Origin of the sequence: Lacticaseibacillus zhaodongensis (genome assembly GCF_009687905.1) — a bacterium.
GTDB lineage: Bacteria > Bacillota > Bacilli > Lactobacillales > Lactobacillaceae > Lacticaseibacillus > Lacticaseibacillus zhaodongensis.
Map to the genome: position 1 here is coordinate 1 of NZ_BLBG01000011.1, position 19685 is coordinate 19685.

At 52.6% G+C, this 19685-nt stretch carries 16 protein-coding genes; 3 read left to right on the top strand and 13 right to left on the bottom strand.

Annotation, left to right across the window (positions count from 1 at the left end; translation table 11 throughout):
- Positions 1-428: 428 nt before the first annotated feature.
- The 6 genes from GN107_RS08100 to GN107_RS08125 all read right to left on the bottom strand — a co-directional run bounded on the left by GN107_RS08100 (position 429) and on the right by GN107_RS08125 (position 6729).
- Complete coding sequence (locus tag GN107_RS08100; protein WP_155287305.1) at positions 429-1979, bottom strand: ABC-F family ATP-binding cassette domain-containing protein; 1551 nt, start codon at positions 1977-1979, stop codon at positions 429-431.
- Between the two features lie 175 nt (positions 1980-2154).
- On the bottom strand, positions 2155-2490 hold the full coding sequence (locus GN107_RS08105) for a hypothetical protein (RefSeq protein WP_155287306.1): 336 nt from the start codon (positions 2488-2490) through the stop codon (positions 2155-2157).
- A gap of 398 nt (positions 2491-2888) precedes the next feature.
- Complete coding sequence (gene dsdA, locus GN107_RS08110; protein WP_155287307.1) at positions 2889-4196, bottom strand: D-serine ammonia-lyase; 1308 nt, start codon at positions 4194-4196, stop codon at positions 2889-2891.
- Positions 4197-4323: 127 nt separating this feature from the next.
- Positions 4324-5163 (bottom strand): DUF975 family protein, encoded by an 840-nt coding sequence (locus tag GN107_RS08115; protein WP_196246292.1) that lies wholly within the window; start codon positions 5161-5163, stop codon positions 4324-4326.
- A 16-nt stretch (positions 5164-5179) separates the two neighbouring features.
- Entirely contained in the window at positions 5180-5902 is a 723-nt protein-coding gene (locus tag GN107_RS08120) for a DUF975 family protein (protein ID WP_155287309.1), read from the bottom strand.
- A 41-nt stretch (positions 5903-5943) separates the two neighbouring features.
- Positions 5944-6729, bottom strand: coding sequence for a glycosyltransferase family 2 protein (locus GN107_RS08125; RefSeq protein WP_196246293.1), 786 nt, complete (start codon positions 6727-6729; stop codon positions 5944-5946).
- A 540-nt stretch (positions 6730-7269) separates the two neighbouring features.
- Between GN107_RS08125 and GN107_RS11385 the strand changes: the two genes are divergently transcribed.
- Complete coding sequence (locus GN107_RS11385; protein ID WP_371863484.1) at positions 7270-7917, top strand: RlpA-like double-psi beta-barrel domain-containing protein; 648 nt, start codon at positions 7270-7272, stop codon at positions 7915-7917.
- 914 nt (positions 7918-8831) lie between these two features.
- Here GN107_RS11385 and GN107_RS08135 read toward each other — a convergent pair.
- Positions 8832-9791 carry an LCP family protein gene (locus GN107_RS08135; RefSeq protein ID WP_230678588.1) on the bottom strand — a complete coding sequence of 320 codons (960 nt, stop codon included), beginning with the start codon at positions 9789-9791 and terminating at the stop codon, positions 8832-8834.
- A 418-nt stretch (positions 9792-10209) separates the two neighbouring features.
- On the opposite strand from GN107_RS08135, the gene pepF reads away from it, so the two are divergent.
- Together pepF and GN107_RS08145 are read left to right on the top strand one after the other, a co-directional pair.
- Positions 10210-12018 carry an oligoendopeptidase F gene (gene pepF / locus GN107_RS08140; RefSeq protein ID WP_155287312.1) on the top strand — a complete coding sequence of 603 codons (1809 nt, stop codon included), beginning with the start codon at positions 10210-10212 and terminating at the stop codon, positions 12016-12018.
- Positions 12019-12110: 92 nt separating this feature from the next.
- Positions 12111-12992 carry an NAD(P)-dependent oxidoreductase gene (locus tag GN107_RS08145; RefSeq protein WP_155287313.1) on the top strand — a complete coding sequence of 294 codons (882 nt, stop codon included), beginning with the start codon at positions 12111-12113 and terminating at the stop codon, positions 12990-12992.
- 124 nt (positions 12993-13116) lie between these two features.
- Here the strand turns inward: GN107_RS08145 and GN107_RS08150 are convergent, their stop codons facing one another.
- The 6 genes from GN107_RS08150 to GN107_RS08175 form a co-directional block, all read right to left on the bottom strand.
- Positions 13117-15138 (bottom strand): hypothetical protein, encoded by a 2022-nt coding sequence (locus GN107_RS08150; RefSeq protein WP_155287314.1) that lies wholly within the window; start codon positions 15136-15138, stop codon positions 13117-13119.
- A 167-nt stretch (positions 15139-15305) separates the two neighbouring features.
- A complete protein-coding gene (locus tag GN107_RS08155; RefSeq protein ID WP_155287315.1) occupies positions 15306-16100 on the bottom strand; it encodes a metal ABC transporter permease in 795 nt (264 codons plus the stop codon).
- The gene (locus GN107_RS08160; protein ID WP_155287316.1) at positions 16100-16816 is read right to left on the bottom strand and encodes a metal ABC transporter ATP-binding protein; all 717 of its coding nucleotides are present in this window, start codon (positions 16814-16816) and stop codon (positions 16100-16102) included. The genes GN107_RS08155 and GN107_RS08160 overlap by 1 nt, the downstream gene beginning before the upstream one ends.
- Before the next feature lie 67 nt (positions 16817-16883).
- On the bottom strand, positions 16884-17231 hold the full coding sequence (locus tag GN107_RS08165) for a hypothetical protein (protein WP_155287317.1): 348 nt from the start codon (positions 17229-17231) through the stop codon (positions 16884-16886).
- Positions 17232-17936: 705 nt separating this feature from the next.
- On the bottom strand, positions 17937-18797 hold the full coding sequence (locus tag GN107_RS08170) for an aldo/keto reductase (RefSeq protein ID WP_155287318.1): 861 nt from the start codon (positions 18795-18797) through the stop codon (positions 17937-17939).
- A gap of 268 nt (positions 18798-19065) precedes the next feature.
- Positions 19066-19572 (bottom strand): transcription repressor NadR, encoded by a 507-nt coding sequence (locus GN107_RS08175; protein ID WP_155287367.1) that lies wholly within the window; start codon positions 19570-19572, stop codon positions 19066-19068.
- Positions 19573-19685: the final 113 nt, after the last annotated feature.

Genomic DNA, 19685 nt, shown 5'->3' on the forward strand with positions numbered 1-19685 from the left:
GTTTAATGTTTTAATTCTTCCTTCAGCAAAATGCTGAAGAACCTACATTTATACGAAACTTTGTTCAGTTTTCAAAGGACTACTTTGTCGCTTGTCATTGCCTCGCGACAACAATATATACTATACATTGTTGTGTGCCGCTTGTCAACAACTTTTTTTAATTAATTATCAGTGAGCGCCGGTCCAACGGGCTTTTCAAGAACTCGTGAACGCCTTGCTCAATTGACAACTTTAGTATCTTACCAGCTAAAGCAAGCTGCTGTCAAACGCTATTTTCAAAAACATTATGGCTTTTCTGAAAAAGGTGACTGCATAAACCTGCACATCGTAAAACTTGCGCATCGGCACGTTAATAAGCTGGCCGTATATACAAAAACCGGTCCCCACATGAATGTGCAGACCGGTTTAGAAGTGTATTTGCTGAAATTTTAGTCCTTATCGCTACGTAGATCGGCGACGTTAATGTAAGTGTCGACCCAACTGTCATCGTAGAAACCCTCTTCATGGGAAACGAGAACTACGGCGCCAGGGAAGTCCTGGAGTGATTTACGCAGGGCGTTCTTGGTGTCATCATCCAAATGGTTCGTCGGTTCATCCATGATCAGGATGTTCGATGGGTGCATCATGAGATCGGCCAACTTGACCTTACTCTGCTCACCACCAGAAAGCAGGCTTAACGGTTTGTCAGCCTCTTCCTTGGTCAGTGCGGTCCGGCTAAGTACCTGGCGCAAGGTACGCTGGGTGCTGCCAGGGTATTCTTCCATCATGTACTGCAGTGGGGTCTGCTTAGGGACACGCCACTGCAGTTCTTGTTCGAAGTAACCAAAGACCACGTTCTGGGCGATTTCAATGGTGCCGCCCAGTGCGGGCTGCAGGCCAAGAAGTGTCTTCAGCAAGGTGGACTTCCCCACCCCGTTGAAGCCTTCAAGGACCATGACCTCATCTTCACTAATAGTAAAGTTAAGGGGGCTAAGCAGTGGCTTGTCATAACCAACTAAGAGGTCATTAACGTCCACGAGCACGTGACTGTTTTGTTCAATGAATGGGAACGCAATGTGTGCGTGCGCCCGGTTACCAGGTGGCGTGAGGCGATCAACCCGCGCAAGCTGCTTCTCCCGACTTTTGGCGGACTTACTACGGGTCCCGGCCTTGAACTTTCTGATATAGGCTTCGGTCTTCTTGATGGTCTCCTGCTGTTTATGGAAGGCCTTGAGGTAAGTCTCGGCGTTAGCTTCCTTCTGGCGCATGGCCTGTTTCAAGTTCCCGGTGTACTTCGTGATGGTCGCAAACTCAACGTCAAGAATGGCGTTGGTCACCAGCTGCAGGAAGTCATAGTCATGAGAAATAACGATGAAGGCACCCTCAAAATCCTGGAGCCAATCAGCCAGCCAGTCGATATGCGCCTTATCCAGATAGTTGGTTGGTTCATCCAGTAACAACATGTCTGGTTCTTGCAAAAGGAGTTTGGCCAAAATGATTTTGGACCGCTGCCCACCAGAAAGCTGATCAACTGGGTGGTCGAGGCCAATCTGCAGGAGCCCGAGCCCACTCGCAACGGTTTCAATGCGGGTGTCGAGGTCATAGAAGTCCTTGGCTTCGAGTTCTTGCTGGAGTTCGCCAGCCTTTTCAAGCAGCTCGTCGTCCGCGTTAGTGGCGTAATCTTCATATATCTTGTTGATCTTCGCTTCCTTAGCGTACAAGTCCGCAAAGGCGGTCTTCAGGAAGTCGCCAATCGTTTGGCCCGCTTCAAGCTTAGCGTACTGGTCGAGGTAGCCAACGTGCAGGTGCTTCTGCCACACAATTTTGCCTTCGTCGGGCGTGAGCTGACCGGTCAGAATCTTGATCAGGGTACTTTTACCAGCACCATTTTGGCCGACCACGCCCAGGTGGTCTTCCTTATTAACTTGAAAGCTGGCGTCTTGGTAAAGCTGTTTATCAACAAAACGCTGGCTAAGACCCGTAACGGTCAGAATACTCATTGCTATCTCCTCATATAATCCCAACGCACGCAAAAGCCGCACGACATTTTCTGCAAACTCCTCAACAACGCTATCACAGCCCATGCCCGCTTGCAAATAATGTCAGCATTATTAACGATGTAAGAAGGGCCCCAATCCCGGAAACAGGATTCGAGCCCCAGCTTAATGGCACGCCTTAAAACTTAATCTTACCGTTATCGATCTGGTCGCGAATGGCAAGCTCGATTCCGTGCACAACTGCCGCGCCGTCCTTCTTGAAGGCAGCAACATAGCTGGTATCAGGCACGCTCAGGGTTGTGACTTCCTTACCCATAACGTCGGTGATGTGAATCTGGTTCCCGTCAACCTTAGGCGTGAAGTAGCTGCCTTCAAAGCCTTCATCAAGTAACTCCTTAGCCCAATCCTGCAAGCTAGATACAATCACCTGGTCCGTCGTGTAATCGTGGCCGTTCTTCTTGGCCGTCTCAACCAACTTTTCAATGTCTGCCATGCTCGTTGCTATACCGTTCATCTTACTGCCTCCGTATTCCTGTTCGCGTATTATTACTTACGGGTTCATCTTACTATTAGTAAGCTGGAAAGTCACTAGTTTTAGCTGCAAAAATGCAGATGTGCGGCGATATTTTGCCTGTTACCGCGTGGGCAAAACAATTACTGCAAAACAAGGTCCCGGGATTTGTCTTCCGGGACCTTGCTTTGGTTAAAGATTAACACGTGCAGTTATTAATATACCGTGTCTAGTCGAGCTGCGCGGGGAGCCTCTAGAACTTTTGCAGCTTGCTGCCATTAGTTCCAAGGACAACGAAGTGAAGCTTGCGCTTAACCTGCTCCTGAATAAATGCCTAAAAACCAGGCATTTCTTCAGGAGCCTGTTAATGCTCAGCTTCTAAACGCCTCACTCCGCTCTGTTTACTTTTGCTGATCGAGCAACTGCTTACCAATCTTGTAGTTCCGCTGGTGCTCACTTTCAGGAACCAGCATGCCGCCAGTTGCCCAAACGATGTGCGTTGCGTTTTGCACGTTGTACTGCTTGGCAAGGTATGGCTGCGCCTGCCGCAATGCGGCGAAGCCAGCAGTCGCGGATGGTTCGAGCTTGATGTCCTGCGTATCCATCATCTCGGCCGTGTACTCCATCACGCGACTATCATCGAAGGTCCCGATTCCGAAGAGCAGGGTCTTCATGACCTTACCGGCAAGTCTAGATGGGCGGCCAACCGCCAGGCCATCAGCTTCGGTCAAGCCGTCCAGACCAATGTCGTAAACGGAAATCTTGGCGTTAAGCCCGGTCGCCATCCCCAAAACAACGGATGGGACGTGGGTTGGTTCGGCAAAGACGGCGTGGACATTGTCGCCAAAAATAGTCTTCAGACCGAAAGTCGTGCCACCCGGTGAGCCGCCGACACCAGCCGGCAGGTAAACAAACAGTGGGTGATCTTCATCTACAGGAATGTTCATGTCGCGCAGCTGCTTTTGCAGGCGAATCGCGGCGACCCCATAGCCTAAGAACAGGTCCTTACTGCCTTCATCATCAATGAAGAAAACGGATGGGTCTTGGGCCGCAAGCTTGCGGCCGGTCGTGATGGCTTCGGTGAAACTGCCGTCATACTCAACGACGTTCACGCCCTTACTGCGGAGCGTGTCCTTCTTCCACTGCTTAGCGTCCATTGACATGTGGACGGTCGTGTTGAAGCCGAGCTTAGCGGCAACGATCCCAATCGACAGACCCAAGTTACCGGTTGAGCCGACCGCGATGCCATAGTGACTGAACAAGTCGTGGAATTCAGGCTCGTTCAGTTTGCTGTAATCGTCGCGGTAAACCAGCATGTGCTTGTCGATCGCAATCTTTTCAGCAATTTTGAGCACTTCGTAAATGCCACCCCGGGACTTGATGGAACCCGAAATCGGCAATTCATTATCCGCCTTCAGGTAGAGGTCCCCAGGAAAATCATAGTGTTCCCGTCCCGTGATCTCGGCCTTCATTGCGTCGAGTTTGTGCAGTGGGGACTCAAGGATACCCTTACTAGCCGCAGTTTCCGGAAAGGCCGCAACCATGTATGGTGCGAAGCGGTCGAACCGGGCGGAGGCGTCAAAAAGATCTGCCTGGGTCAGGCCGACGTCTTCCTTCTTCCCGTAATCTGGGTTAAGCCAGAAGGTTTCCTTCTCAGCGGCAAGATCTTTGACAATTGGGTACTTTGCGCTAAATTCCGCAAGGTCCATAATAGCTGTTCCTCCTAGTGTTTAATCAATCGGTTTTTATGATAGCCCAATTACTTAACGACCGCCACTAGCCATGAGAATTGCAGTCAAAAAAAGCGTTGGGACCGCTCCCAGCGCTCAATTACTTCTAATTTAGCTCACCTTGTTGCGTGACCTGACTACGCACCTGATCATATTGCAGCAGATTTTCATAAAAAGCCGCACACAACAGCTTTACGTACGGGCTGATAAACAGCGCCGCAATTCCCAGGGAAAGAAGCTCCAGAAGAATCCAGCCGCACAGCGACCAATATAGTAGAAACAGGTCGGTGCAAAAACCCCGCATCAATTTATGGGAATCTCTGAACAGACCCGTCACGGTCCAGCTGCTGCCAGACTCAATGGCGTCCTTCATGATGAAGCGGGTTTGTGACCAGAGCAGGCCAACGAAAATCGTGAAAGTAGTGGCGACAATCACGATGAGCAAAATGGTCAGTGCTACCAGCGGATTACGTGCAAAAAGCAGCAGGCTGATAATCGCAAAAATGATTTCAACAACCGTCAATAACCCGAGCACAACGTTCTTCAAGACATCCGTGGCTAAGAACCCCAAAACGTAACGCCAGCTGAGGTAGTGCTGCAAGCTTTCGCCAACCGTGAAGTGCGCCTTTTTGTTCCGAATCAAATCCAATGCTACATAATCAACGATCACGGCCACCAGACTGCTAACCAGACTGTTCACCACGATCCACAAGAAACGGTCGCTAAAGGCCTGTCCCAACTTGTAGGTTTGCTCTAAGTGGTGCTGACTAAAACCGAGTGCAAGGCCACTGACCGCAGTCAAAATCCCAAAAATCACGTTAACCGCCATTGGCAACAGGTCGAGCACGATCATTTTGCCGTAAACGCCCTTAACGTGCAGCCGGGCCCACGCGGTCTTCTTGAGTTCCCGCCTAGTTTTGAAGGTGCCGTCGGTTACGTCGCTCATCGCCTTGCCTCCGTGCTTATTCCTGTGTCTGTTGCGCCTGGTAACGCAGCCGCACCTGTTCATAGAACGCTGCATAAGTCAGTTGCATGTAGGGCATGACCCAAATGTTCGCGAGTCCAGCCGTCATGTAAATCAACAGGTTCCAGCCGATAAAACTCAGGTCGAGGACAAAGAGGTCAAACTTGTGACCCCGCATCATCCGGTAAGAATCAGCCATGATGTGGAAGAGGTCCCGGTTGTCACCGTGTTCACGCGCATCATACAGCACAAAGTTGACCTGCCGCATACCGTAAGAAATGAAAAAGTAAGGAACAATCAGCAAAATCATCCCCACACTGCTGGCCAACTCCACCATAATGGCCAAAAACAGCACCGACCAGAAATAACGGCCGTTAAAAAGCCGCAGCAGCGTGCCACCAGTTGTGAATTCCGTATCCGGATTACGAATCAAGTCCAAGGCGGTAAATGACAAACCGGTGATGAAGTAAATCGTCAGAAAGTTCTGCAGTTCAGCACGCATGCTACTTTCTTGCAGCTCTCTGGTCAAGTCGGCCACTGACGCACCAGTCGCTCCTGGCTGCATGTAATTATAGAAGGTGAACACCATCATGATCACCGCCGGTACCAACGCAACAAGCATGAGCTTGCTGCGAACACTGGATTGGCGCAAGCGATTCTTGGCCACCTGTTTCAATTCGGGGCGACTCATATAGAACAAATCATCTTCGTGCTTTTGCATTGACTTCTCCTTCTGTGCTTTGCAGTTCCGCCGCGATCAGTTTAGGCTTCCGTTTCACCCTCAGCCTCGGATTCACCGTGATCGATTGCGGCAATGATCCGGTTGACCCGGTGCAGCGACAACAACTGCTGCGGCAACATCTTCACCGGTGACTCCGTGGTCGCGGAACCTGCGTGGGTAACGTAGTGGTAATCTGCGCAGCCACCATAATAGAAGCTTTGCACGCGCACGGCGTATTCAACCGTGAACAGTTCGTCTTCCATCATGCTGACTTCAGTGTCGAAGCGCAGGCGGTAACTGTTGATGATGTCCATCCGGTAAATTTTGTTCCATAGATATCCCCGTACCTGCCCGATGGGACTGCGCACTCCGTCCAAAAATTGGCGGCGGGTCAGCTCTCGTGGCGCCAGCTTCCGGTCACTCGGCACGCGGGCATTATCCTTGTCACTAAATATACGGGAACTATCCCGCTCAGTAATGTAGGGATTGACGACTAAATCGTAGCCCCCATCAATCATGGCGGTCACAAAATGCTCAACGTAACTGTCTTCGAGCCAATCATCCCCGTCCACAAACAGGGCGTACTTCCCCCGCGCCACAGCGAGCGCGGTGTTGCGCGCGGCCGAGACCCCGCGATTGCGGTCGTGACTAATAGCGTGGAACCGCCTGTCGATGCGTTCAAAGGCATCCATCGCGATCTGGGACTCATCACTGGACCCGTCATTAACCATGATCACTTCGATATTCCGATAAGTCTGCCGGGCAACACTGGCCAGACAACGTGGTAAGTATTCCATCTGATTGTAAATTGGAATAATTACACTCACGAGCGCTTGCATAGCCTCCACCTTTCCACAAAACCGTCCATCCCAATTTTAGCATAGCCGGCAGGATTAGCGAGCGGGCCTAACTATCCCAGCATATTTAATTGAAACAAACGGTGGGCAAAATCCGCCCTTTGCGAGTCATTATAGCGACTATTGACTCATAATACAGGGCACTTTAGACCGATTATCGCCGAATTAGGTCAAAACAATTTGAGAATGAGACCCATTTTCATCGTTTTTTTTCGTAATTTGTGGGGGATATGGCAAAGTTAACCCCCTTTTTTCACCGTCCGTCCCAAAGAAAGCGCATTTTTATGTAATATATTGAAATATACAGTGTAAATATTACGCGAGCATTACAACGTGACGAAACACCACTTTTTTGTAATCACGCTGCTATTGCGGTGACATAAGTCGCCGTTATACTTCTTCTTGTTGCAAAACGACTTACAAAAATTCACTTGGGAGTGAAACATTATCAAAGTAGCGCATATAAAATGGATGATTGCTTTGCTGTTCGGGATTATCCCTTCAGCAATGATGTCAAACAACCTCACTGTTAACGCAAAAGATGTTGCCAAGAGCAGCACCAACCAAGTCCAGGCCGCAGAAGAAGTAAACAAAGATGCTGCGCCCCTCGAGCAGACCGCAAAGAAACACCACATCAAATTACACAAACTAGTTCTCGCCAGTGGTAACACCCTTGAAAAGAAACAAACCGTCAAGATCACCCCTGGCACTAACGAATACAATCAGGCTCAGCACCAGCTCGATGCTGAAGCCAAAGCTAAGGCTGAAGCAGCTGCTAAAGCTGAAGCAGACGCGGCTGCAAAGGCTAAGGCCGCTGCAGCTGCAAAAGCCAAGGCAGCAGCCGCTGCTAAAGCCAGCACAACCACCAGCTCTAGCACCACGACTAGCGGTAAGAGCTACGGTACCTTCAAGCTGACGTTCTACGACCCAGCCGTTCTCGGCTCCAACATGGGTTACAGCGGTGTCGCCGCCAACCTCTCCGTCTTTCCTAAGGGGACGCACCTGAAGATCACCCTTTCCGATGGGACGGTTTGGTACCGCGTGGTTAACGATACTGGTACCTTCGCTGCCTCAAACAGCCAACAGCTCGATGTTGCAATGCCAAACAGCCAGGTTCCTTCAGCTGGGGTATTGTCCGCAACGGTCGAAGTTGTTTAAAAACTGAATATGAATCGCCGCTGCCCCGTGATTGGCTATTGCTGATCATGGGGCAGTTTTTGGCTTCCACTGCTGAGAAGTTAACTGCCGGGCGGGGCCCGCATCTTCCCCTCCGCAGCGTTGCTGCTCCGGTGTCGATTGTACTAATGGCGGCAGAGCCGCAAAAGTACAGTCGCTCCATTGCGCCGCCGGGAGTGACAGCAGGCATGCTGGGGCCGGGTTCAAGCCTCGCAAAAGGGGCGAGTCTTGAACCTGAACTAAGAGCCCGCTGTGTTGTCGTACATAGCCACGATAATCTTTTAGTTTCAGCTTTTATCATATTGGCGGTCTCTGCGTTCTCCCCGATAATCAGCAGCCAAACCCAGGCTACTGATTATCGTTTCAGCATGGTCACTCCCGGCGGCTTGTTCCGGAAGAGGCGGCCCCCACCCTACGTTATAGATGTTAGTCACTAGATACCTATAGGCTCACAGCCCACAGATGGTACATGCATCTGAACTAATGCCTAACTAACAGGACGTTACAAAAACAGTTGTGGCGCCCTCTTCATGAAGTGAAATTTACCGCTATTTTGTACGAATCGAAGCCGGTGGAGGGCGGTGGAGCCAGATACGGAGCGGAGGCACGGGGCTGCTCCATGCCATCGCAATAATCGTCTGCTAGACTGCGGGTTGTGCAGGCTTGCCGACGATTATTGGGGGAAGCGCACGGACAACAATGCGACCGCAGGGAGCGTTGGCCGCAGCTTAGCGTCAAGACTTGACACGGTTTTCGTCAAGGCTTGAACGCGACCCTGCGCATGGAGCAGCCCCGTGACGCAGCGGGAGTAGCTGACTCCACCGCCCGGCAGTACCCGCCCCAACCAGATACAAAAAGGCCGGGCAGCCTTTGCGGGCCGTCCGGTCAGTGTGCACTTACTGCACCACGTTGTTGTTATAGTCGTAGATATTGAAGGTGGGGTTATTCCCCGAACCCCAATCAAAGTTAGGATTGAGGTTGTTTTGCCGCACGTTCTCATTGTTTAGTGGTTTCTTTGCCTCGCCCATCTCGCCGCGAATAATATCGCTGATCCGCTGCAATTCCTTGGTTGACGGAATCTGGTAGGAAGCCTGGCCGATCCACGCACCCGTTTCCTTGATTTGCAAACGCCGAACATCCTTTGCTGAGCTCCGGTAGCTGTCGGCGATTGCGACTAGGTCATCGAAGGTCAGGTTCATCTCCAAGTTACCTTTAAGTGACTTGAGAACAGATTCGTAGTTCATCAGGGACTTGGTCGACAGAATCGACTTCACAATTGCCATGATGACTTCTTGCTGCCGCCGCTGACGGCCATTGTCACCATCCGGATCTTGATAGCGCATGCGGGCAAACTGCAGCGCGCGGGTCCCGTTCAGGTGGGTTTTACCCTTCTTGAAGGTCCCCCCATCGTGACTCGGATCGCTCCAGGAGAAGGGTACTTTGACGTCTACCCCACCGACCGCATCAACAATTTTGGCTAAACCACCCATGTTGACGGTTACGTAATAATCAAGCTTGATGCCGAGCAGCTTCTCAACCGTTTTGACCGTACAGTCGGAACCGCCAGCAAGGAAGGAGGAGTTGATTTTCTGGATGTCATTCTTGTTGCCGTCCTGAATCTGGGCCATCGTGTCCCGCGGAATGCTGACGATAGTGGTCCGCTTCTTCTTCGGATTAATGGTGACCACCATCATGGTGTCGGAATTACCAAGCTTTTCCTTCCGGCCGAGCGCCCCCGTGTCGGTCCCAATCAGCAGGAAGGACAGGGGCTTGGTTGCCTTGATTTTGGTTGATGCTTTGCGCCCCTTGATTTGAACAAAACTATTGTTGACCGTTGTCCGCGTGTCGCTATACATCCGGAACCCGTATGCAAGGACAATAAATAAAGCTGCGCATAACCCCAGCAATGACATTACTAACGCCGGATGCTTTAATTTATTCCGTTCCGGTTTTCTTTTTCGTGAACCTACGTGCATTTCTCTACCCTCGTCCTCAAGCCGGCTTTTGCCCGCATCATAATTAAGGCGCAACATGCCACCCCTAACTCTACGTCTGAGTTTAGCAAAAAGTCGGGTGTTTAGTGTATGTTATTTTCGTAAAGTTTACCGCTTATGCTATTATTAATCCAAAATGTAAGTGCTAACCTACATTAATTAAGGGCCACAACGTCCATGTTCCAAAACAATCTGCACTGATGCTGCAGCATAATCGCATGCATCCGGCAATGTTGCTGCAATGACGTGATCCGGCTCATCCCCTAAAGGAGGAGAAAACATGGCAGAAGAATTACCAACTCGGGCCGAGGTGCCAACTGAACTCACTTGGGACCTCAGCAGTATTTTCGCAGACGATGCCGCCTGGGAAAAGGCTTATGAAGCAAGTACGCAGGCCATCGCCGCGTTAACATCACTGCAGGGGCAACTGGGCAAAAGTGCCGGCGGCCTGCTTAACGTCTTGAAGAGCGCCTTGGCAGCGCAGCGCCAGTTGGAGAAGCTCTACGTGTACTCCAGCATGCGGGCCAATCAGGATACCGCCAACAGCCACTACCAGGGCCTGTTCGCCCGCGCCAGCAAGCTCGCCACGGATTTTGCAACGAACACCGCGTACGTGCAGCCAGAGCTGTTAGCAATTCCGGAAGCAACACTGAACGAGTGGTACGCCGCAAACACCGAACTGCGCGCATACCAGCATTACATTGATGACCTGACCAGCAGCCGCGGCCACGTGCTGACAGCAGAGAAGGAAGAACTGATCTCCGCAGCCAGTGACGCCATGGACGCCAGTGCGCAGACCTTCAACGTGCTCAACAACTCGGACATCGAGTTCGGGATGATCGAGGATGAGGATGGCAATTTCGTCCAGCTGAGCAGCGGGATTTACGGCGAACTCATTCGCAGCGCCGACCCCGAAGTCCGGCAAAATGCCTTCGAAACGCTCTACGCGGCGTACGGTCAGCTGGAAAATACTTTTGCCAGCACCCTCGCCGGGAACGTGAAGGCACACAACTTCACGGCCAAGGCCCACAAGTACGCGTCTGCGCGCGAAGCCGCGATGGCGGCCCACCACATCCCCGAAACGGTCTACACGACCCTCGTCGACAGCGTGAACGCCCACTTGCCGCTGCTGCACCGTTACGTGGCCCTGCGCAAAAAGTTGCTCGGGCTGGACGAACTGCACAGCTACGACCTCTACACCCCAATCACCGGGGCCGCACCACTCAGCTACACGATCGACGAAGCCAAGGTAGAGGGCAAAAAGGCGCTGGCAATCCTCGGCGACGACTATCTCAGTCACGTTGACCACATCTTCAACGACCGGGTCATCGATTTTGTCGAGAACAAAAACAAGCGCAGTGGTGCCTACTCCGGTGGCTCCTACGACACCGAGCCCTTCATTTTGCACAACTGGCACGACTCGCTCGAGGCGCTGTACACCCTCGTCCACGAAACCGGCCATTCCGTTCACTCCTGGTACACCCGGCACAACCAGCCTTACCAGTACGGTGACTATTCCATTTTCGTCGCCGAAATCGCGTCCACAAGCAATGAAGCGCTGCTGACGGACTACCTGCTCAAAACACAGACCGACCCCAAAGTACGCGCGTTCGTGCTCAACCACTACCTGGACGGCTTCAAGGGGACCGTCTTCCGCCAGACCCAGTTTGCTGAATTCGAAGACTGGCTGCACAAACAGGACCAGGCCGGCCAGCCGCTCACCGCAGCAACCAACTCTGCCTTCTACGGCGACCTGAACGCCCGCTACTACGGCCCCGCCCTAGAACCGGACGAGGACATCAGCCTCGAGTGGGCCCGGATCCCACACTTCTACTACAACTATTACGTTTACCAGTACGCGACCGGCTTCGCGGCGGCCAACGCCCTCACCAGCCACATTATTGCTGGCGAACCCGGTGCCCGCGACAAGTACATCAACTACCTCAAGACCGGTAGTTCCAAGTTCCCAATCGACACCATGAAGGCTGCTGGCGTCGACATGACCAAAGGCGACTACCTCGAGACCGCGTTCAACGTTTTCGAAACGCGACTCGATGAATTTGAGCAGTTAGCAGATCAATTGAAGTAAAGCTTTTTGGGGGCCGGCAAAATGCTCCATCATTTTGCCGGCCCCCTTTTGATGTACAATTAGAGCAATTGGAACAGGAAAGGTGAACGCACATGCAAAGAATTGGATTCGTCGGTACCGGGGTCATGGGTACAGGCATGATCAAGAACCTGCTCAAGGCCGGATACGAGGTCACGGTGTTCAACCGCACCCGGGCCCACGCACAGCCCGTCATTGACGCCGGTGCACGCTGGGCAAGCAGCCCGGCCAAAGTTGCCGCTGACGCCCCCATCACTTTATCCATGGTCGGCTTCCCGCAGGATGTCCACGACATCTACTTCGGTGATGACGGCATTCTCGCCGGCGCCGAACCCGGTAGCCTCGTTGTCGACATGACGACCAGCACCCCAACGCTCGCCCGGGAAATTACCCAGGCCGCAGCTGAAAAAGGTATCGTAGCCTTAGACGCGCCTGTTTCTGGTGGCGATATCGGCGCCAAGAAGGGCACCCTGACCATTATGGTTGGCGGCGAACAAGCGGCAATGCCGCAGCTACAACCACTTTTTGACGTCATGGGCAGTGCTACCCACCGCTTCGGCGATGCCGGCAGTGGCCAGCACGCTAAGATGGCAAACCAGATCATGATTGCCGGCACGATGACCGGCCTCAGCGAAATGTTGGTTTACGCCCAGGCGGCCGGTTTGGACCTGAACGACATTCTTGCCACTGTCGGTGCGGGTTCAGCCGCTAACTGGTCTTTGACCAACTATGGCCCCCGCGTCCTCGCGGGTGATTACACCCCGGGCTTCTTCGCCAAGCACTTCCTGAAGGATTTACGGATTGCCCTGGACGAAGCTGATAAAATGCAGCTCGACCTCCCCGCGACCAAGACGGCCAAGCAGCTCTACGAACAGCTGGTTGCTGCCGGGCACGGTAACGACGGCACTCAGGCACTGGTCAAGCTGTACAAGAGTTGGACTGATTTGGCAAAATAAGAGATTAGTTGTTTTATGCAACTAGTTATTTAGCTTCAAACAGACTGTAGCCGGCGGATTTGTCTTTTACACAAATCGGCCGGCTACTTTTTTACATATTTTTGTTGCAAGTCTTGCTTGGCCTTTAATCCAGCACGATTTGCATGACTGCCATGCCGCACAATTCAACTGGAATCAGCAAGTAGTTGTCATTTTCAATTAATTCGATATCTTGCTGCCTGCAGGCGTCACCACGCCGGGTGTAAACCCGCGCCCGCAATGACTGTGGCTGTTTAGCCGGGTGCCAACGCAATTGCGGGTAATCGTCCAAGGTGAAATTGGCAATGGTCAGGACCGTCTCGGCGTGTGTATCTACGACCAATTTCACATTTGGTGTGCCAATTAAATAATCCAGTGGTGCGTCCGCCAACATCTGTTGATACAGACTCTGCCTGAAGCCGATGTACTGTGATTCCCAACCGTACTTCGGATCAGTTCCCATCGGCATCACGATGATGTGGCCATCAATTCGCACCAGATTATTTCCCAGGCAATCATGCTGCGCACTGTAGGCATGACTCCACACGTCAACGTTACTGTCCACGGCGTATTCCAACTGCAGGTAATCACCCGTGTGCTGCAGCATCGTGATGCGCGGCGCCAGCACGCCCTCGGCACTATGGCCATCTGCGGCTTCGTACGACTGGTAGCCGGTCCGCACCCCATGCCATTGACTAGCGGTAATGTGGATCAGGTCGCCCAGCCCCTGGTCTAGCAGCACCTGCACCGCCTGCCCGTCTAGGAAAACAGTGTTGTTCTTAATTAGCTCGGTAATACTGGTAGTAGCCAAGTTACGCAAAAGCTGCCCACTAATGGCAATAAATTCGCCAGTCAGCGCGGTAGACACCGGCCAAGGCGTGATGGTCGTGCTGAAGCCAAACGTACTCAGCAACTCGGCCCAATTCGTCTCCTGCGGCAGCAACTCAACTGGATCCTGACCATGAGCTGTATGCAGCGTGTAGCTGGAATCCTGATCAACCAGTACCTTGATTCCTCGTGTCTGGGCCATGCGCACCCGATGTGTGCTGATTTGCTGCAAGAAAGGTTTACTGCCCGCAAGCATCTGCACGTAGCCGTAACTTTCGTCGATCCCGTTGCCGGCCATATCAAAGAGGTTGAGCAAAATTCCCCGCGCTCCCACCAAACTAGCGGTCTCCAGTTGAAACTGCGTGAAACGCTTGGACTTCACAAAGGGTGAATACATATAACTTTCCAGTTCCGGCATTAGTTCCGCGTTGTCACCAAGATACGCGGCCGTGGTCCGCGTGTAGCGTTCAAACACCCGCGCATACTTCAGCGGTGCAATCTCGTTATAAGCTGGTAGGTGCGGGCGGGCAACCCACGTCTGTTGACTACCGCTCAGGGCGGTAAACAGACCCGGCCAGTCGCGCCCCTCAACGGCGTGCCAATCTGGAAATGAAGTCATTAACGCAAGGTGCGTTTGCGGCGCAACGGCGTGGACGGCACGTTCAATTTGCGCGGCGACCCGCTTCATTTCTGCTCGCGCAACGTCCAAGTAAACCTTGCGTGCCGCTGTGGGTGTCCCCGGAGCAAGTAGCTCCTGCACAAACTCTGCGCGGCTCACTTCTCGGCCCAATTTTGCGCAATACTGGGCCATGTGCCGCGGACAAAAGCAGCCCAGCTTCAGGGGCGTGTGGTTATAGTGGCGGAAGTCATCCTCGAGCCAGAGTTCTTCCGGCTGCAGGCTGGCGTACTGTGCATACCGGGCGGCGATGTAATCCTGCCACCCCGGGTCACCCGGACAAGCAATAGTTTCGGCTTGGCGCCCATTAATATCGACCATGGTGCTGAAGCCCAGCGCCGGATTCAGCTTTTGCCCGCGATCCGAATGCATGACGGTCGTCCAGGGGTTTAAACTTGTTGTAACGCCAATTGACCGCAACTGTTCCTGCACCGGCTTGATGGCGTCCAGCCACACCTGCGTCTGGGCCGCGTCCAGGTGCCCGCAGTTCAGCTCTTCCGGATTGATGAAGAAAGTCACGTTATCGATCTGGGCCCGCTGGCAAAAGTGGAGCAGGCGGGTATTTTGCTCAGCAGTGTTGGTCTGGGGGTCTAACGTGTAACGCAGTGAATATTGAAAGCTCATCGTCGCGTCTCCTTAATGGGCGGTGCACCGCCCTTTTCCGACTGATCAGGTTTGATGTTACCGCTTCCAGAATAGCATACTTTTTTGCCGCTTAGTGCGCCCTAAGCCGAACAAAAAGCTAACCATCCGCAGATAGTTAGCTTCAATAATGATCATATTAATTTGGTCTAGCTGCGTTCCCGTTGATGGTAAAACAGTGCACCGAGGTAGAACGCACATTCCAGCACGGCGATGAAGAAGGTCACTGGCCAGTTGGTATAATACGCAAGCACCAAGCCGAGCCAAACGCCGATTAACGCGGCCCCAACCGAGATGGCCAGCATCTGCGGCAAGGTCCGACCCAAATACTTAGCGGCGGCACTCGGCAGCGTCAGCAGAATGAATACCAGCAAACTCCCCACGATTTGCGCCCCAGTTGAGACGGCGATGGCCAGGATCACTAGGAAGTAAATCGAGATGAGGTTGGTCTTCAAACCGTGTGCCCGCGCCCCGATTGCGTCGAAGCTGTCAAAAGCGAGCCAGCGGTAGCTGAGCAGGACCGTCAGCAGGACGAAGCCAGCCAGAATGACTAGCTGCCAGACCTCAGCCCGCGAGATGCCCACGATACTGCCGAACAAAATCGAAGTAGCGTAACTCGAACTGGCACTGGACAGCGACAGAAACAGAATCCCGGCCCCAACGAACAGGCTGGAAACTGCAGACGTCGAAGCCTCCCGCCGCGACGCCTTGCCGGACATCCGGCCCACGGTCACCGCGGAGGCAATCGTAAACAGCAACATCCCTGCCAGCGGCTGAATCCCGATGAACACGGCAAAGGCCGCACCGGCAAAACCAATTTCACTGAGCGTGTGGGCTAAGAAGGACGTCCCGCGGGCGGTGACGAACACGCCCACGATGCCGGAAGCAATTGCAATGAAGGTGCTGGCCAAGAAGGCATTTTGCATAAAGGCGTAATGTAGCATTAGTCCTCCTCCTTGGTTTCGAGAATCCCGCGCAGGTCATCCGGCATGTTCTCCGGCTCCATGTTCGCGATCGGCTCCATTTTGCCACCGTCTGGGCCCAGCATCAGGTACTCATCCGTGTAATCCTTCGCCAGCTTCATGTCGTGCGTAACGAAGAGCACGGTGAGCCCCATCTTTTGGTTGACCTCACGCACCAGATCCATGAGCTCGACCTTGGTGTTGATATCCAGGCTAGCCGTGGATTCATCCAAAATCAGGAAGTTCGGCCGATCAATAAGCGCCTGCGCCAAGTACGCCTTTTGCTTCTCACCACCGCTGGCCATCCCGAGCCGCTGCTGTTGCAGCTTTTCAAGGTGCGTCTGCGCTAGCACCTCGTCCAGCCGGGCGTTTTCCTGCGCCCGGTGCCATGGCCACGGGCTCCCCAACTGACTTAGTTGCACGAAGGAACGAATCGTCAGCGGGTACTCATCATCGAGGTTACGAAACTGCGGTACGTAACCAATCTTCACGGCTGGATCATGCCGCCAGTCAATCTCCCCAGCTGTCGGGCTTAGCTGGCCCATCAGCAGGCGAATCAAGGTGGTTTTGCCCACCCCGTTTGGCCCGATAATACTGGTCATGCTGCCGGCATGGAGCGTGAAATTGAGGTCGTTAAATAGCTGCCGGTCCCGAAAACCGAACTGCAGATGCTTAACCTCAAGAATTGATTGTGCCATTGACTAGCTTCCTCCGTGAAATTGTTCGCGCTGAATTAACTTCTAAAAAGTAAGTTTACCGCAAACCCTAGAGATTACGCAAATCATCTGGCAAATCATTCGCCGCGGAGAAGTCGATGGAGATGGTCTTAGGGCGATCTTTAACGATCAAAATGTACGCGTGGCCGAGGAATGGCTTGTCACCCTTGTAGGCAATCGGAAATTCCTGTGCTGGTGCGGCAGTCCCCTGAATCATCATGCCGTAGCACTCATCGTCGGTGTAATCATCGGAGAACACGATGGCCACTGGGGACACGACAATCTGCTTAGCCTTCGTCATCACAGTGACCACGTCCCAAATCTGCTTCAAAACTTCCTTGGGGAAAACAGCGGTGACCGCAGCACTAACACGGCGCTTCTTGGTAATCTCGTACATAATATCCTCCATTAGTCGGGCTACTAGGCCCAGATTTACTTTCTTATTAGCAAAATAGTTACGCTTTGTAGTTTAACATACCAGGCGAAATGAGCGAATCGCGGCGGTGCTGCTAGTCGTGGCCAATACTAGCTACAGCTCGTAGAAGCTTGTTCTTTACATACTTTGCACCAAATACTCAGCCTAGATGCGCGGGCTTGCGCTCCGTGTACCAAAAAAGGCACGCACCCCTGTACGTACCTTGATGGCCGCAAGCACGCATAATTGAATGCATTGCGTGCCGCGGTGATTAGTTTTCGATGTTCGGGGACCCCGATTCTTTTTGAAGGAAGTCACGGTAGTACCTGTCCCCCCACACTTATTTAAGGCGGCCTAGTTTCTGCGCGAACTGCAGCTTGCTAGTTTCAAAATGCCCGTATCACAAGCGCCGTCCGGACATAATGCCACTGCACAGCTGCCGCTCGCTACGTCCCTACGCCGACCCACTGTTAGTATAGCGGCTAAAACGTCGGGCACCGATGCAGTTCAGATATCTGGCAATTAACAAATTAGGCTGTGTTTGTTCATTTAAAGAGGTTGAAAGTATCACCTGACCGCAACAGCCACTTTTAAAAGTCAAAAATTCGGCGGCCGCATTAGCGACAGCAAGCGGCCGTGCCAGATCTGCACGACCGCTTGCTAAGGTAATTATCAACTTGTGAAATTTTAGAACTTTGATTCGTCTGGGTTGTCCGCGAGTCCGGCAACACCATGGAATCCGTCAATCAGTTCCATATCGTGGTGGCTGAGTTCGAAGTCAAAGAGTTGCGCGTTCTCAATGATCCGCTGCTTGTGCACTGACTTTGGCAGTGGCAGGAAGTCGTGTTGCAGGCTCCAGCGCAGAACCACCTGGGCAACCGTCTTGTTGTAGCGCGCCGCAATCTTCTTGAGACCGTCAATCTCAAAAATCCGGCCGGTTCCCAGCGGACTGTAAGCTTCGTTGAGCATGCCATTCTTAGTACAGAACTCGGTCAGATCTTTTTGCATGTCGCTTGGGTTCAAGAATGACTGGTTGACCATTGGCTTGACGCTCGCCGTCTTGAACAGTGCTTCAAGGTGGTGCTGGCGGAAGTTAGAAATCCCAATCGCCCGGGCCTTACCCGACTTCAAAATGTCCTCCATCGCCCGCCAGGTGTCGGCGTTTGCCTCTTCCCAGTGGTCACGGTATTTGATTGGGTTACCCCAGTGGATCAGGTAAAGGTCAACATAATCCGTCCCGAGTTTCTGCAGGGACGTGTCGATGGCGGCCATTGCCTTCTTATATTCGTGGGAATCGTTCCACAGCTTCGTGGTCAAGAACAGGTCGTGACGGTTGATGCCACTAGCCTTAATGCCCGCACCGACACTTTCTTCGTTGCCATAAATTGCCGCTGTGTCAATGTGCCGGTAACCTGCTGCAATCGCGTCTTCTACCGACTGCTTGGCAACTTCACCACTCGGTGTTTGCCAAGTACCGAAACCAACGATGGGAATTTCGACACCATTGCTTAAAGTGTAAGTGTCAGTCAATTTGGTCAAATGAGCCATACCTTTGCCTCCTATGCGTAATGTTAACGATTACATTCATTCTAACACAACGCGCGCTGCTCCCGTGAGAAACTACTTCTAGTTAAGTGCTGACCATCGCTGCCGGCCGACTCCTGACCGTTCTGAATTATGGTGAGGAGTCGGCCTGTAAACGTGGTCTACAATGCAGCTCCTTCCGCTTAGCCCAAAAACCGTCAACTCCCAAGACCCGGGAATTGACGGTTTTCATGCTAATGCTCAGGAGCTAACCGCATTGTGGGCCACTCTATTATTCGTACAGAATGTGGGCCGCTCGCAACGACTGCTTGATGGCCTCAAGTTGTTCCGGGCGCTCGAACGCGATTGTGTGGGAGTGGACACCACCAGTCAATTCAGAAAGCAGGTGCGACTGCTGCTGCCGCATCCGCGCCATAAACATCCGAATATCGGTCGTCGTCGCAATCTGCAATTCACCACGCAGTTGCCCATACAGTGGGTGGTCAACAATGACGTCCTTAATTGCCCCGCCGTTATCAATAATCCGCTGCATTTCTTCTTCCGTATCAACAGGTAAATGTTTGCACACAATAATCGCGGTCATTTTGCTAGGTAATTCGTACATGTATCCCCGTGGTGTGGCAATAATTTTTTCACCACGCGCACGTAATAGCGCAACGTCCCCAACAATCGTCTGCCGACTAACGCCAAAACGCTTGGCAAACATGCTGGCACTCAGCGGTTCATCACTGCTGGATAATTCAGCTGTAATCCGGGCTTGTCTTTCGCCACTCGTAATCATGCTCATCACCTCACCTAGAATTTTAACCCTTTCTGCGCCGCCGCGCCGGACATTTTGCAGTTTCGACAAGGCAAAATTGTGCTACAATGGCAACAATTATCCCTAATGTC

Excerpts from the sequence above, each read along its gene's own strand:
- dsdA (WP_155287307.1), bottom strand. The coding sequence starts at position 4,196 with ATGGACCTTGCGGAATTTAGCGCAAAGTACCCAATTGTCAAAGATCTT.
- GN107_RS08105 (WP_155287306.1), bottom strand. The coding sequence starts at position 2,490 with ATGAACGGTATAGCAACGAGCATGGCAGACATTGAAAAGTTGGTTGAG.
- GN107_RS08120 (WP_155287309.1), bottom strand. The coding sequence starts at position 5,902 with ATGCAAAAGCACGAAGATGATTTGTTCTATATGAGTCGCCCCGAATTG.
- GN107_RS11385 (WP_371863484.1), top strand. The coding sequence starts at position 7,270 with ATGTCAAACAACCTCACTGTTAACGCAAAAGATGTTGCCAAGAGCAGC.
- GN107_RS08155 (WP_155287315.1), bottom strand. The coding sequence starts at position 16,100 with ATGCTACATTACGCCTTTATGCAAAATGCCTTCTTGGCCAGCACCTTC.
- GN107_RS08100 (WP_155287305.1), bottom strand. The coding sequence starts at position 1,979 with ATGAGTATTCTGACCGTTACGGGTCTTAGCCAGCGTTTTGTTGATAAA.
- GN107_RS08160 (WP_155287316.1), bottom strand. The coding sequence starts at position 16,816 with ATGGCACAATCAATTCTTGAGGTTAAGCATCTGCAGTTCGGTTTTCGG.
- GN107_RS08170 (WP_155287318.1), bottom strand. The coding sequence starts at position 18,797 with ATGGCTCATTTGACCAAATTGACTGACACTTACACTTTAAGCAATGGT.
- pepF (WP_155287312.1), top strand. The coding sequence starts at position 10,210 with ATGGCAGAAGAATTACCAACTCGGGCCGAGGTGCCAACTGAACTCACT.
- GN107_RS08115 (WP_196246292.1), bottom strand. The coding sequence starts at position 5,163 with ATGAGCGACGTAACCGACGGCACCTTCAAAACTAGGCGGGAACTCAAG.
- GN107_RS08150 (WP_155287314.1), bottom strand. The coding sequence starts at position 15,138 with ATGAGCTTTCAATATTCACTGCGTTACACGTTAGACCCCCAGACCAAC.
- GN107_RS08135 (WP_230678588.1), bottom strand. The coding sequence starts at position 9,791 with ATGTATAGCGACACGCGGACAACGGTCAACAATAGTTTTGTTCAAATC.
- GN107_RS08165 (WP_155287317.1), bottom strand. The coding sequence starts at position 17,231 with ATGTACGAGATTACCAAGAAGCGCCGTGTTAGTGCTGCGGTCACCGCT.
- GN107_RS08145 (WP_155287313.1), top strand. The coding sequence starts at position 12,111 with ATGCAAAGAATTGGATTCGTCGGTACCGGGGTCATGGGTACAGGCATG.